This is a genomic window from Caulobacter vibrioides OR37, assembly GCF_000372645.1.
Taxonomy (GTDB): Bacteria; Pseudomonadota; Alphaproteobacteria; order Caulobacterales; family Caulobacteraceae; genus Caulobacter; species Caulobacter vibrioides_E.
Genome location: NZ_APMP01000012.1, coordinates 22686 through 34344 on the forward strand (window position 1 = coordinate 22686; position 11659 = coordinate 34344).

The 11659-nt window shown below is 67.6% G+C and carries 14 protein-coding genes; 9 read left to right on the forward strand and 5 right to left on the reverse strand.

The genetic code is table 11. The annotated features are described in order from the left end of the window. The 3 genes from OR37_RS11065 (at nucleotide 1) to OR37_RS11075 (ending at nucleotide 1696) form a co-directional block, all read left to right on the forward strand. Entirely contained in the window at nucleotides 1-522 is a 522-nt protein-coding gene (locus tag OR37_RS11065) for a c-type cytochrome (protein WP_004619668.1), read from the forward strand. Between the two features lie 84 nt (nucleotides 523-606). Next, nucleotides 607-1365: a nuclear transport factor 2 family protein gene (locus OR37_RS11070; RefSeq protein WP_004619669.1), complete on the forward strand. Its 759-nt coding sequence runs from the start codon at nucleotides 607-609 to the stop codon at nucleotides 1363-1365. After that, a complete protein-coding gene (locus tag OR37_RS11075) occupies nucleotides 1340-1696 on the forward strand; it encodes a nuclear transport factor 2 family protein (protein ID WP_004619671.1) in 357 nt (118 codons plus the stop codon). The genes OR37_RS11070 and OR37_RS11075 overlap by 26 nt, the downstream gene beginning before the upstream one ends. Here OR37_RS11075 and OR37_RS11080 read toward each other — a convergent pair. The 3 genes from OR37_RS11080 to OR37_RS11090 all read right to left on the reverse strand — a co-directional run bounded on the left by OR37_RS11080 (nucleotide 1693) and on the right by OR37_RS11090 (nucleotide 5718). Then, complete coding sequence (locus OR37_RS11080) at nucleotides 1693-4047, reverse strand: pyruvate dehydrogenase complex, dehydrogenase (E1) component (protein ID WP_004619673.1); 2355 nt, start codon at nucleotides 4045-4047, stop codon at nucleotides 1693-1695. The genes OR37_RS11075 and OR37_RS11080 overlap by 4 nt on opposite strands. A gap of 106 nt (nucleotides 4048-4153) precedes the next feature. After that, complete coding sequence (locus tag OR37_RS11085) at nucleotides 4154-4612, reverse strand: hypothetical protein (RefSeq protein WP_326972908.1); 459 nt, start codon at nucleotides 4610-4612, stop codon at nucleotides 4154-4156. Between the two features lie 329 nt (nucleotides 4613-4941). After that, nucleotides 4942-5718, reverse strand: coding sequence for a class II aldolase/adducin family protein (locus OR37_RS11090; protein WP_004619677.1), 777 nt, complete (start codon nucleotides 5716-5718; stop codon nucleotides 4942-4944). 127 nt (nucleotides 5719-5845) lie between these two features. On the opposite strand from OR37_RS11090, the gene OR37_RS11095 reads away from it, so the two are divergent. From OR37_RS11095 to OR37_RS11120, 6 genes are all read left to right on the forward strand, one after another. Continuing rightward, a complete protein-coding gene (locus OR37_RS11095; RefSeq protein ID WP_004619678.1) occupies nucleotides 5846-6520 on the forward strand; it encodes a DUF969 domain-containing protein in 675 nt (224 codons plus the stop codon). After that, nucleotides 6517-7473: a DUF979 domain-containing protein gene (locus OR37_RS11100; RefSeq protein WP_004619681.1), complete on the forward strand. Its 957-nt coding sequence runs from the start codon at nucleotides 6517-6519 to the stop codon at nucleotides 7471-7473. Before OR37_RS11095 ends, OR37_RS11100 begins: the two co-directional genes overlap by 4 nt. After that, nucleotides 7470-8465: a DUF2891 domain-containing protein gene (locus OR37_RS11105; RefSeq protein ID WP_004619682.1), complete on the forward strand. Its 996-nt coding sequence runs from the start codon at nucleotides 7470-7472 to the stop codon at nucleotides 8463-8465. Before OR37_RS11100 ends, OR37_RS11105 begins: the two co-directional genes overlap by 4 nt. Nucleotides 8466-8642: 177 nt before the next feature. Beyond that, nucleotides 8643-8834 carry a hypothetical protein gene (locus OR37_RS11110; protein WP_004619685.1) on the forward strand — a complete coding sequence of 64 codons (192 nt, stop codon included), beginning with the start codon at nucleotides 8643-8645 and terminating at the stop codon, nucleotides 8832-8834. A gap of 8 nt (nucleotides 8835-8842) precedes the next feature. Next, entirely contained in the window at nucleotides 8843-9181 is a 339-nt protein-coding gene (locus tag OR37_RS11115) for a hypothetical protein (RefSeq protein ID WP_004619687.1), read from the forward strand. 325 nt (nucleotides 9182-9506) lie between these two features. After that, the gene (locus OR37_RS11120; protein ID WP_004619690.1) at nucleotides 9507-9899 is read left to right on the forward strand and encodes a hypothetical protein; all 393 of its coding nucleotides are present in this window, start codon (nucleotides 9507-9509) and stop codon (nucleotides 9897-9899) included. A gap of 187 nt (nucleotides 9900-10086) precedes the next feature. Here OR37_RS11120 and smpB read toward each other — a convergent pair whose 3' ends face one another. Together smpB and dapA are read right to left on the reverse strand one after the other, a co-directional pair. Next, nucleotides 10087-10542, reverse strand: coding sequence for an SsrA-binding protein SmpB (gene smpB, locus OR37_RS11125; protein ID WP_004619693.1), 456 nt, complete (start codon nucleotides 10540-10542; stop codon nucleotides 10087-10089). A gap of 2 nt (nucleotides 10543-10544) precedes the next feature. Beyond that, nucleotides 10545-11426: a 4-hydroxy-tetrahydrodipicolinate synthase gene (dapA, locus tag OR37_RS11130; RefSeq protein WP_004619694.1), complete on the reverse strand. Its 882-nt coding sequence runs from the start codon at nucleotides 11424-11426 to the stop codon at nucleotides 10545-10547. Between the last annotated feature and the right edge of the window lie 233 nt (nucleotides 11427-11659).

Sequence of the window (11659 nt, forward strand, 5' to 3'; positions counted from 1 at the left end):
ATGCGTATGTTGAAACTGGCCGCCGCCGCGGCCCTGTGCCTGGCCGCCTCGGCCTGCTCCAAGGATGGCGGAAGCTCCAACGAAGCCCCCGCCTCGGCGCCGGCCGACGCGCCCTCGCCCGCCGCGGCGACCGCCCCGCCCCCGACCGACGCGGCCAAGGCCGCCCTAGTCGCCGAACTTCCCGCGCCCTACAACACCGGCGACCTGGCCAACGGCCAGAGCAAGTTCGCCCTCTGCCGCTCGTGCCATACCGCCACCGAGGGCGGTCCGGACCTGACGGGGCCGAACCTCCACGGGATCTTCGGGCGAAAGGCGGGCTCGAAGGCCGGCTACGCCTATAGCGACGCCGTCAAGAATGCCGGCTTCACTTGGGATGCCGAACATCTGGACAAGTGGCTGGCCAGCCCGCGCGAGGATCTTCCGGGCACCAAGATGACCTTCGCGGGCCTGAAGGACCCCAAGGACCGCATCGACCTGATCGCCTATCTGAAGGCCGAGACGAGCGCCAAGCCGGCGGGATAGGAGCCTTCGCCGCCGCGCGCCGGGCCCACCGGGCCGGCGCGTGAAGCGCGTTCCTTCGGAGATCTGGAAAGCGGACCGAAGCCCATGAGTCTTGACGCCTTTCCGATCGCTCGACTCTACGATCTCTTCAACGCCCGCGACCTCGAGGGCTTTCTGGCGATGCTGACGCCAGACGTCGAATGGCCCGACGAAGCCGAGGATCGCGTTCTCATCGGTCGCGACGCCATTCGGGTCTACGCGCTGGAGACCACCGCGCCGCTGATCGCCCGCTATGTCCCGATCGCCTTCCACGTCGAGGCCGATGGACGCATCGCCGCCCTGGCCAGGCAGCTGATCGCCAGCGCCGCCGACGGCTCGTTATGGTCCAGCACCCGCGTTCTGCATCGGTGGACGGTGCGCGAGAACCTCGTCGCGCGCGTCGAGATCGAGCAGAACCACCAGGACCTGACCTTCCCCGGCATTGACGCCATGCTGGCCGGCTTGATGGCGCGCCTGAACGCCGGCGATGTCGAGGGCGCCCTGGCCTATTTCGCCCCCGACGCGCGCTTCATCGACAGTTTCGAAGGCGGGGTCATCGAAAGTCGAGACGACCTTCGCGCGCATTTAGCCCATCTATTCGATACGATCCGTATAAGGATGGACCTGATCGACTACAGGATCGAGACCGATGATCGCGTGCGGATGCGAGCGCGAATCGAGACGCGCGGCCCCGGCGGCGGACTTTGGCAGGACGACGTTATCTTAATCTGGTACCGTCTCGAACGGGGTCTGATCGTCACACAGGACGTCGACGACAGCGGTCGGGACCAAACAAGCCATGAGCAGGCTGCTGACCGTACTTGAGCAGGCCTATGAAGCCTTCAACGCGCGGGATCTGGCGCGTCTGCGGCCGCTTGTCCATCCCCAGGCGACTTGGCCCAACACCTTGGAGGACGGCTCGCCGCTGGTCGGCAAGGAGGCCGTCATGGGACATTTCGGCCGTATGTTCGCGACCATGACGCCGAACATCCACGTGATCGAGGTGATCCAGGAAACGACCGACGCCCTGACCGTCGACGCCCAGTACGCGGTCGAGAGCCGCGCTGGCCAAGTCTGGTCGGACACCCGGGCTCGGCTAACCTACCACTTCCGGGACGGTCTCCTGGCCGGCATGACCATCCTGAGTGGGTTTTAGGTCAGAAGATCGGCGCAGGCGTCCAGCACCGCTTCGGCGTCGAGGCGATACTTGCCGTAGAGGTCCGGCAGGTCGCCGGACTGGCCGAACGCTTCCAGGCCCAGGGCCCGCACCCTCTGGCCGCGCACCGATCCCAGCCACGACAGGGCCAGAGGCGCGCCGTCGGTCAGGGTGACGAGGCCGGCGTCACGGTCGAGCGGGGCCAACAGGGCCTCGATGGTCGAGGTCCGCCTTTCCTGTCCGGTCCAGCGCGCGCGACCGGCGGCGGTCCAGTCGCGGTGCAGCACATCGGCCGAGGTGACGGCCAGCAGGCCGGCCTCCGGCATGTCCTCGGACAGCGCCTCGAACGCGGCCAAGGCCTCCGGGGCCAGGGCGCCGCTATAGACGAGGGCCAGACGCGCGCCGGGGGCCGGCGGCTTCAGCCAATAGGCCCCATCGACCACGCCCCGACGCCAGACCTCGTCCATCCGCTCGGGTTGCGCGATCACGCGGGTGGAGAGACGCAGATAGGTCGAGGCGCCGTCCTTGGCCTGGATGCGATCGAAGGCATGGGCCATCAGCACCGCGGTCTCGTCGGCGAAGGCCGGCTCGTAGGTGTCCAGCCCCGGCTGCGCCATGCCGATGACCGGCGCATTGATCGACTGGTGCGCGCCGCCCTCGGGCGCCAGGGTCAGGCCGGACGGCGTGGCGACCAGCAGGAAACGAGCATCCTGATAGCAGGCATAGTTCAGCGCATCGAGGCCGCGGGCGATGAAGGGGTCGTACAGCGTGCCGACCGGAAACAGGCGCTCGCCGAACAGCGGCGCGGTCAGGCCCAGGGCCGCCAGGGCGATGAACAGGTTGTTCTCGGCGATGCCCAGCTCGACGTGCTGGCCAGTCTCGGCCTTGGACCAGACCTGGGCCGACGGAATGCGGCGTCGCTTGAAGACGTCCTCGTGAGCGCGGCGCTGGAAGACGCCGCGCCGGTTCACGAAGCCGCCGAGGTTGGTCGACACGGTGACGTCGGGCGAGGTGGTGACGACGCGTCCAGCGAACTCGTCCTTCCGCGCGGCGATCTCGAACATCACCTTGCCGAACGCGGCCTGGGTCGACTGCTCGCCCCCGCCGGCGACCGCGATGAGCAGCTCATCGGCGGTCGGGGTCGGGATGGTCGGCGCCGTGTGCTCGCGCTCGACCTCGGCGGCGAAGGGCGCGCGCGCGACGAGACCCTTCAGGGCGGTGCGCTCGGCGGCGGAGAGCCCCGACAGCGGGTCCCACTCCTCGCCCTCGACCACGCCCAGGCGTTCGCGCAGCTCGGCGATCTGCGCCGGCGTCATCAGGCCGGCATGGTTGTCCTTGTGCCCCTGGAAGGGCAGGCGCAGCCCCTTGACCGTATAGGCGATGAAGAAGCGCGGCCGGTCATCCTGTCCGGCCCGCTCGAAGGCTTCCAGCAGCGTCTCCAGGCAGTGGCCGCCCAGTTCGGTCATCAGCTCGGCCAGGTCCGCGTCCTTGTAGGACGCGATCAGCGCCAGGGTCTGGGGATTGGACGCCAGGTCGGCGCTCAGACGCTCGCGCCAGGCCGCCCCGCCCTGATAGGTCAGGGCCGCGAACAGGTCGTTGGGCGCGGTCTCGATCCACTCGCGCAGCGCCTCGCCGCCAGGCTTGGCGAAGGCCTCGCGCTGGCGTTTGGACCATTTCAGCGTCTCGACGGTCCAGCCGGCGGCCTCGAAGATCTCGCCATAGCGCGTGAACATCCGGTCCTGGGTGGTCGCGTCCAGGCTCTGGCGGTTGTAGTCGACGATCCACCAAGTGTTGCGGATGTCGTGCTTGCAGGCCTCGATCAGGGCTTCATAGATATTGCCCTCGTCCAGCTCGGCGTCGCCCAGCAGCGAAATCATCCGGCCCATCTTCTCGGGCTTCACCGAACCGCGCGCGGCCAGATAGTCCTGGGTCAACGAGGCGAAGGCGGTCATGGCGACGCCCAGGCCGACCGACCCCGTCGAGAAGTCGACGCCGTCGACATCCTTGGTGCGCGAGGGATAGGACTGCGCACCGCCCAGCGCCCTGAACCGCTTCAGGTTTTCCAGGCTCTGACGGCCGAAGAGATGTTGGATGGCGTGGAAGACCGGGCTGGCGTGCGGCTTGACGGCCACCCGGTCCTGCGGCCGCAGCGCCTTCATGTAGAGCGCCGTCATCACCGTGGTCAGCGAGGCGCTGGACGCCTGGTGGCCGCCGACCTTCAGGCCATCGCGGCTTTCGCGCAGATGGTTGGCGTTGTGGATGGTCCACGAGGCCAGCCAGAGAATGCGCTCCTCGAGGCGGCGCAGAAGGGCGATTTCCTGCCGCTTCGCCGCCAGAGAGACATCAGCCATGCTTCCTCGCCCGGTTCGCTCGGGTGAGGTTTGCCCCTCGCCCGGCCTTTCGCGGGCTTCATACGCCTTCCGCCATGGGGTCGTCCACTCCGGCGGCGCTCCAGATCTAGAAGCGACGCCAAAGGCCCAGGGTGACGCCCTGGTCGCGGGCGGTCTCACGCCCCATGGTCGTGTCGCGCCAGCCGGCCTGGGCGCTCCAATCGCCAAATGATCTGACAACGGACAATTCCGTCTTGACCCAGCGCGCGTCGATGGGCCCGCGGTCGGCGCGGCCGGCATAGGTCTGCGCCAGGAGCAGCCAACGCCTGGCCGGGCGCAGCCCCAGGGTGGCGTCGAAGCGCGTCTCGTCGGCAAGACCCTGGCGCTTGAGGCGCGCGACCTGGAGATCGACGAACACCTCGCGCCTGCGCCAGATGGCCGAGCGACCGACCAGGGCGCGGGCTTCGAGATCGAGGCTCCCCTGACCGGGGGCGGCGTAGCCGGCGTTTCGGCCCGCGCCGGCCTCGGCCGCGCCGACATACAACGCCACGACCGACCGCTCGCCGCGCCAAGCGGTCCAGCGCACGCCAAGCTCGACGGGGCCCCGTCCGGAATAGGACACCCAACGGTCGTGGCCGCGCGTCACCCCGGCCTTGGCCTGGAGAGTCAGGCGCGACGTCAGGCCCCGCTCGACAAGGACCGAGAAACTCTCGTCCTCGCGCCCGTCGATATCGACCAGAACCGCGCCCGGGTCATAGCCCTGGTCGGCGGTCGTGCGCTCGTACTTGGCGATGACCTGGGCCCGCCCGGGCGCGATCGGCCAGGCGCCGGCCGTGGCCGCGCTTTTCGCCAGACACGAAAAAGCCGCCGCGATCGCCAGGACCGCGGCGGCCTTCGAGACTGTCGAAGCGACAGCTACTCGGCGTAGCCCGGCAGCGCGCGATCCAGCTGGCGCAACGCGCCCGGCCAGGCCAAGCCGCCGATCATGCCCATGCCCATGCCGGTCTGCCTGCGTACCTCCTCCTGGGCCGCCTCGGGCGCCAGGAGAACATTGTCGCGTCCGACCGAAAGCGCCATCACTTGCTGCGCGCACGCTCGCTCCAGGAAGAACATCCCCAACCAGCACTCGGCCGCGTTGCCGCCCACCGACAAGGTGCCGTGGTTGCGCAGCATCATCAGCTTCTTGGTCGGACCGAGATCGGCCACCAGCCGTTCTCGCTCGTCCAAGTTGAGAGCAATGCCTTCATAATCGTGATAGGCGAGTTGAGGCAAGACGATTAGCGCATGTTGCGTCAGCGGCAGCAGGCCTTCCTTGTGCGCCGACACCGCCACGCCCTGGTCGCTGTGCAGGTGCATGACGAAATGGGCGTCCTCGCGCGCGGCGTGGATGGCCGAGTGAATCGTGAAGCCCGCCGGATTGATGAAGTACGGCGTCTTGTCGACGATGTTCCCGTCCAGATCGACCTTGACCAGGCACGAGGCGGTCATCTCGCCGAAGAACATGCCATACGGGTTGATCAGGAAGTGATGATCGGGGCCTGGAATGCGGGCCGAGATGTGGGTGAAGATCATGTCGTCCCACCCATGCAGGGCGACCAGCCGATAGAGGGCCGCCAGATCGACGCGCGCCTGCCATTCAGCCTCGCTGACCTTGCCCTTGAGCGAGTTTATGGGCGTAGTCCCATCGGCCATGCCGGCCTCCCATAAGTTATCATTGTTGACTTAGCGTCGCGCCGGGCTGGCGGGGCGTCAAGGGGCGTCTTGCCAGCGGCGTCCGCGCGTCCGACGGTCCACGACGGATTCGGGGGGAGTCGAGGGAATGCTGACCCTGCTGGGCGTGCTGGTGGTGATGCTGGGCTTCGCCCTGCGCTTCAATCCGCTTCTGGTGGTGATCGCCGCCGCGATGACCTCGGGCCTGGCCGCCGGGCTGTCGCCGATCGAGGTGCTGACCGTCTTTGGCAAGGCGTTCCGGACCAATCGCTATGTCAGCGTCGCCTGGCTGGTCTTGCCGGCTGTCGGCGTTCTGGAGCGGGCGGGCCTGAAGGAACAGGCTCGGACGACGATCCTGAGGCTGAAGGCGGCCAGCGCGGGGCGGATCCTGATCGCGTATCTGGCCCTGCGCCAGCTGTCCGCCGCCCTTGGCCTGACCCAAGCGGCCGGTCACGCCCAGACCGTGCGGCCCCTGCTGGCCCCGATGACCGAGGCCGCCGCCGAGGCCCGGGCCGGAGGAGCCCTGTCCGACAACAGCCGCGAGCGCGTTCGGGCGATGAGCGCGGCCACCGACAATGTCGGCCTGTTCTTCGGCGAGGACATCTTCCTGGCCATCGGCTCGATCCTGCTGATCGTCGGCTTTCTGGACCAGAGCGGCCTGACCGTGGAGCCGCTGGCCCTGTCGGTCTGGGCCATCCCCAGCGCCCTAGCCGCCTTCGTCGTCCATGGCGCGCGGTTGCTGCTGTTCGACCGCGGCCTCGTCAAGGACGAGGTGGGCGAATGATCGGCCTGACGTTCGTATATCCGCTGGCCGGTCTGGTGTTCGGAGCCTTCGCGGCGCTGAGCGCCTTCGACCGCGAGAACCCGAAGCGTTTGGGAAACGCCGTTTTTTGGGGCCTGTTCGCCGTTTGCTTCCTGGTGGGAGACCGTCTCGGCGATCTTGGCAATGGCGTCCTGGCCCTGGCGCTGGCCCTGATCGCGGGCGCCGGCCAGCTGGGCGTCGGCAAGCCTCGGACCACGACCAGCGAAGAGCGGGAGCGTCTGGCGCGGGTTCACGGCGCCAAGCTTTTCCTGCCCGCCCTGCTCATTCCCGTCACGGTCCTGGTCGGCGCCCTGACCCTGAAGCGTCTTTCCGTGCATGGCGCGCCGCTGGTCGATCCCAAGCAGGCGACGCTGGTCGCCCTGGTCCTGGCGTCTCTGGCCGCGACGCTGCTGGCCAAGATCCTGTTCCGTCAGCCGGCGTCGGCCCCGCTGCAGGAGGGCCGACGCCTGATGGACCTGGTCGGCTGGGCCGCGCTGCTGCCGCAGATGCTGGCCGCCCTGGGGGCGGTCTTCGCCGTCGCCGGCGTCGGCAAGACCATCGGCGACCTTGTCGCCCACGTGACCCCGGTCGACAGCCGCCTGGCCGCCGTCACCGCCTACTGCCTGGGCATGGCCGTCTTCACCATGATGATGGGCAACGCCTTCGCGGCCTTTCCCGTCCTGACCGCGGGCGTCGCCCTCCCCCTCGTCATCGGCCGTTTCCATGGCGATCCGGCCGTCGTCTGCGCCATCGGCATGTTGTCCGGCTTCTGCGGAACGCTGCTGACGCCGCTGGCGGCGAATTTCAACCTTGTGCCGGCGGCGCTGCTACAGTTGAAGGACCGCTACGCCGTGATCCGCGCCCAGGCGCCGACTGCGGCGGTGATGCTGATCGTCAACGTGGTCCTGATGAACACCCTCGCCTTCCGCCGATGAGCCTCGCCCGCCACACCGCCTCGCGGTTCGCCCGGATCGCGCTGGGCCACCTGACTCGCGAATATCCCAACAAGCTGGACCACGTGATGGGCGGCGCGGACGACGTCCGCTCGCCGCGCGCGCTGCATCCGATCTTCTACGGCAGCTTCGACTGGCACTCTTGCGTGCACGGCTTTTGGCTGCTGGCCACCCTGCTGCGCCTGCGCCCGGAGATGGCCGAAGCCGAGCAGATCATCGCCCTGTTCGACGACGCCTTCACCGACGACAAGGTCGCCGTCGAGACCGCGTATCTGGCCCGTCCCGAAAGCCGGGGCTTCGAGCGCCCCTATGGCTGGGCCTGGAGCCTGATGCTGCAGGCCGAGTTGCTGCGCCACGACCGTCCCTGGGCCAGAACACACGCGCCGCTGGCCGCCGCCTTCGCCGACCGGTTCCGCGCCTTCCTGCCGCTGGCCGACTATCCCGTGCGCGCGGGCACCCACTACAACACCGCGTTCGCCCTGGTCCTGGCCAGCGAATACGCCGACATGACGGGCGACGAGGCCTTCCGCGAGATCCTGCGGTCCCGCGCGCTCGTCTGGTACGGCCAGGACGCGGCCTGCCAGGCCTGGGAGCCGTCGGGCGACGACTTCCTCTCGCCCGCCTTGATCGAGGCCGAGGCCATGCGCCGTCTGTTGCCGCGCGAGCGGTTCGAGCTGTGGTTCCCGCGCTTCCTGCCAGACCTGGCGCGCGGCCAGCCGGCGACGCTGTTCACGCCGGCGCGGGTCAGCGATCGCAGCGACGGCAAGATCGCGCACCTGGACGGCCTGAACCTCTCTCGCGCCTGGTGCTGGCGGACCCTCGCGATCGCCCTGCCCGAAACCGATCCGGCCAAACCCCGGGCCATCAACGCCGCCCTGAATCATCTGGCGGCGGCGATCCCTCATGTCTCCGGTGATTACATGGGCGAGCATTGGCTGGCCACCTACGCCTTGCTGGCGCTGGAAAACGGCTAGGTAAAGCTCGCCGAACGAGCTTTTCGCGCGCCGTAATGGCGAGATTTCGCGAGAATTCGCTCGCGACGAGAATGTCAGATCACTGTTTACATTGATTGACAATGCCTGGACGCCCCCACGCGTTAATGATGAATTCGCGGCCACCGCATGGGTCGTGCACAGCATGGAGTACGCGCCATGAGGGAAGCGCTCTATCAGGACATCGAGATCGCGCCGGTCGCCGACGGCTGGCAGGTGCGCCAAGCCGGAAAGGCGCTGAACAAGTTCGAGTCCGTCGAGAAGGCCTATCAGCACGCGCTGACCCTATGCGGCGAACTCTTCGAACGCGGCGTCCATTCCCGCGTCTACGAGCTGCCGGCCGCCGCCTGAACGCTCCCGTGATCGCCGCCAACGACATCGCCGCCGCTCGGCGGCGCCGTCTGGTCCGCCAGGGCCTGACCTCGCCGCTGATCGGCGAAATCGTCGAGGCGTTGCTGACCCTGGGCGGACAAGCCAGCGCCAGCTTGGTGGCCGACACCGTGGCCCTGCGACGCGGCGGCCGCCGGGCGTCGGCGGCCTTGGTCGCCGAACTGGCCCTGGCGCTGGAGCTGCATCGCGGCCATGCGGCGAGTTTGGACCTTCCGGAAATGATTACCGTGGGGCCCAAGGGTTGGGCCCTGACCGGCCGCGCCCACCTCTTCCTGCGGCGCGGCTTGAGGAACCACGTCCGTGGTTGAGGACCGGCCGATGATTCCAAGAGGTCTGCGCGTCTATCTGGTCATCAGCGGCGTGGCCTTCGCCCTGGGCCTGCTGATCGGATTTAGCGCCCATCCCGTTTAGAGCGTGATAGCCGAAAGTGTGAGCGGTTTCGGCGGTTATCACGCTCTAAATGTTTGATTTAGAGCCTTATTTTCCGCTCGAATGATTCCATTCGAGCGGATAAGGCTCTAGGGCCGTCGCCTTCCTCCAAAATGAACCGAACCTGACCGGCCGGCTCCCGACGAGTTCATGTCGGACGCGCCACATTCGCCTGGCTCACGTCGAGCAAGGAGAATGCGAGCGATGGTTACCTCGAAAAAGTTGGCGGTCGCCGCGGCCGCCGCCCTAGCTTCGTTGACCGCCCTGACGGCCGCCGCGCCGGCTTCGGCCCAGGATTGGGGATGGGGTTATCGCCCCTGGTCGGGCTATGACGCGCCCGCCTATGGCCGTCCGGCGCGCGACCTCTTCGAGCGGGAACGCCGGATCGATCAGTGGCTCCGCAACAGCCAGGACGAAGAGCGGATCGACGACTGGCGGGCCGCCCGGCTGAGGCGCGAACTGGACGGCATTCGGGGTTGGACGTTCCGGGAAGCGCGGGAACACCGCGGCTTCCTGCCTGATTACGACTTCAACCGCATCTCGGCGCGACTGGACGATTTGGCCGGCCGCATCCGCGACGCGCAGTACCAGGGTTAGAGACCGGACGGAGAACGCGGCCCGCCAGCCGATGGCGGGCCGCGAGACGGCTCTCGGCCCGCCACCGGCGTTCCCTTAGAGCGTGATAGCCGAAAGTGTGAGCGGTTTCGGCGGTTATCACGCTCTAAATGTTTGATTTAGAGCCTTATTTTTCCGCTCGAATGATTCCATTCGAGCGGATAAGGCTCTAGTCGCGATCGCCCTTCATCAGGCGCGCCTTGTCGCGCTGCCAGTCGCGCGCGGCTTCAGTCTCGCGCTTGTCGTGCAGCTTCTTGCCCTTGGCCAAGCCGATCTCCAGCTTGGCCAGCCCCTTGTCGTTCCAATAGAGCTTGAGCGGGATCATCGTGCGGCCATCGCGCTGCACCGCGCCGATCAGCTTGTCGATCTGTTTGCGATGCAGCAGCAGCTTACGATGGCGGCGCGGCTCGTGATTGAAGCGATTGGCGTGGCCGTAGGGCGGGATGTCGGCGTTGATCAGCTTGATCTCACGCCCTTCGACCGAGGCGTAGGACTCCGCGATGTTGGCCCGTCCGACGCGCAGCGACTTGACCTCGGTGCCGGTCAGCATGATGCCGGCCTCGAACGTCTCCTCGATAAAGTAGTCGTACCGGGCGCGCCGGTTCTCCGCGATCGGCTTGGTCATTCCTAAAGACCGGCCTCGCGCATGGCCGCCAGGATCGTCGGACGCACGGCTTCGGCGCAGGGCACGATCGGCAGGCGGACGTCTTCCAGGCAGAGGCCCAGCTGGGCCAGGGCGAACTTGGTCGGGGCCGGCGAGGAATCCAGGAACAGCGCCTTGTGCAGCCGCACCAGGCGATCCTGCCAGTAGAGCCCGGTCTCCCACTGCCCTTGCATGCAGGCGTTCATGAAGGCGGCGCAGGCGTCGGGCGCGACGTTCGACGTGACCGAGATCACGCCATGCCCGCCGTGCGCCATGTAACCCAGGGCGGTTGGATCATCGCCGGTCAGCATGATCCAATCGGGGCCGCACGTCAGGCGCTGCAGGCTGATGCGCGTCAGGTCGCCGGTGGCGTCCTTGATCCCGACGATATTGGGCAGCTTGGCCAAACGCGCCAGGGTGTCGTTGGAGATGTCGACCCCCGTGCGCCCGGGCACGTTGTAGACGAACACCGGCAGCTCGACCGCGTCGTTGATCGCCTTGTAGTGCTGGTACATGCCCTCCTGGCTGGGACGATTGTAATAGGGCGTCACCACCAGGCAGGCGTCGGCGCCCACGGCCTTGGCGTGGGCGGCCAGCTCGATGGCCTCGTCGGTCGAATTGCTGCCCGCGCCGGCGATCACCGGCACGCGGCCCGCCGTCGTCTTCACGCACAGCTCGACCACGCGCTTGTGCTCCTCGTGCGAGAGGGTCGAGGTTTCGCCCGTCGTGCCCACCGGCACCAAGCCGTGAACGCCGCCGGCGATCTGGCGCTCGACCAGGGCGACGAAGGCTTTTTCGTCCACCTCACCGTCGCGGAACGGCGTGACGAGGGCAGGAAGAACGCCCTTGAAGTGAGACTGGACCATGACTTGCAAATTGCCGTGAGGAAGCGCCGCGGGGTGTTGCGGCAGGAGGATGGGGGCGGACAATATGTCTCTGCCCCGCCGTTCCGCAACCGCCGGCCGGCGCGGTTCGTGGGGCAGCCCGGGATTTGATGGGGGAACCGCGCCCGGTCAAGCCCGCCAACCCGACTTTAAAACCTATTAGGGCCTGAATCGTCGCATAGGGACGGAGACGAGATTCAGGTAAAATCCGGACT

Excerpts from the sequence above, each read along its gene's own strand:
- smpB (WP_004619693.1), bottom strand. The coding sequence starts at position 10,542 with ATGACCAAGCCGATCGCGGAGAACCGGCGCGCCCGGTACGACTACTTT.
- dapA (WP_004619694.1), bottom strand. The coding sequence starts at position 11,426 with ATGGTCCAGTCTCACTTCAAGGGCGTTCTTCCTGCCCTCGTCACGCCG.
- OR37_RS11105 (WP_004619682.1), top strand. The coding sequence starts at position 7,470 with ATGAGCCTCGCCCGCCACACCGCCTCGCGGTTCGCCCGGATCGCGCTG.
- OR37_RS11090 (WP_004619677.1), bottom strand. The coding sequence starts at position 5,718 with ATGGCCGATGGGACTACGCCCATAAACTCGCTCAAGGGCAAGGTCAGC.
- OR37_RS11070 (WP_004619669.1), top strand. The coding sequence starts at position 607 with ATGAGTCTTGACGCCTTTCCGATCGCTCGACTCTACGATCTCTTCAAC.
- OR37_RS11095 (WP_004619678.1), top strand. The coding sequence starts at position 5,846 with ATGCTGACCCTGCTGGGCGTGCTGGTGGTGATGCTGGGCTTCGCCCTG.
- OR37_RS11065 (WP_004619668.1), top strand. The coding sequence starts at position 1 with ATGCGTATGTTGAAACTGGCCGCCGCCGCGGCCCTGTGCCTGGCCGCC.
- OR37_RS11110 (WP_004619685.1), top strand. The coding sequence starts at position 8,643 with ATGAGGGAAGCGCTCTATCAGGACATCGAGATCGCGCCGGTCGCCGAC.
- OR37_RS11100 (WP_004619681.1), top strand. The coding sequence starts at position 6,517 with ATGATCGGCCTGACGTTCGTATATCCGCTGGCCGGTCTGGTGTTCGGA.
- OR37_RS11075 (WP_004619671.1), top strand. The coding sequence starts at position 1,340 with ATGAGCAGGCTGCTGACCGTACTTGAGCAGGCCTATGAAGCCTTCAAC.
- OR37_RS11080 (WP_004619673.1), bottom strand. The coding sequence starts at position 4,047 with ATGGCTGATGTCTCTCTGGCGGCGAAGCGGCAGGAAATCGCCCTTCTG.
- OR37_RS11120 (WP_004619690.1), top strand. The coding sequence starts at position 9,507 with ATGGTTACCTCGAAAAAGTTGGCGGTCGCCGCGGCCGCCGCCCTAGCT.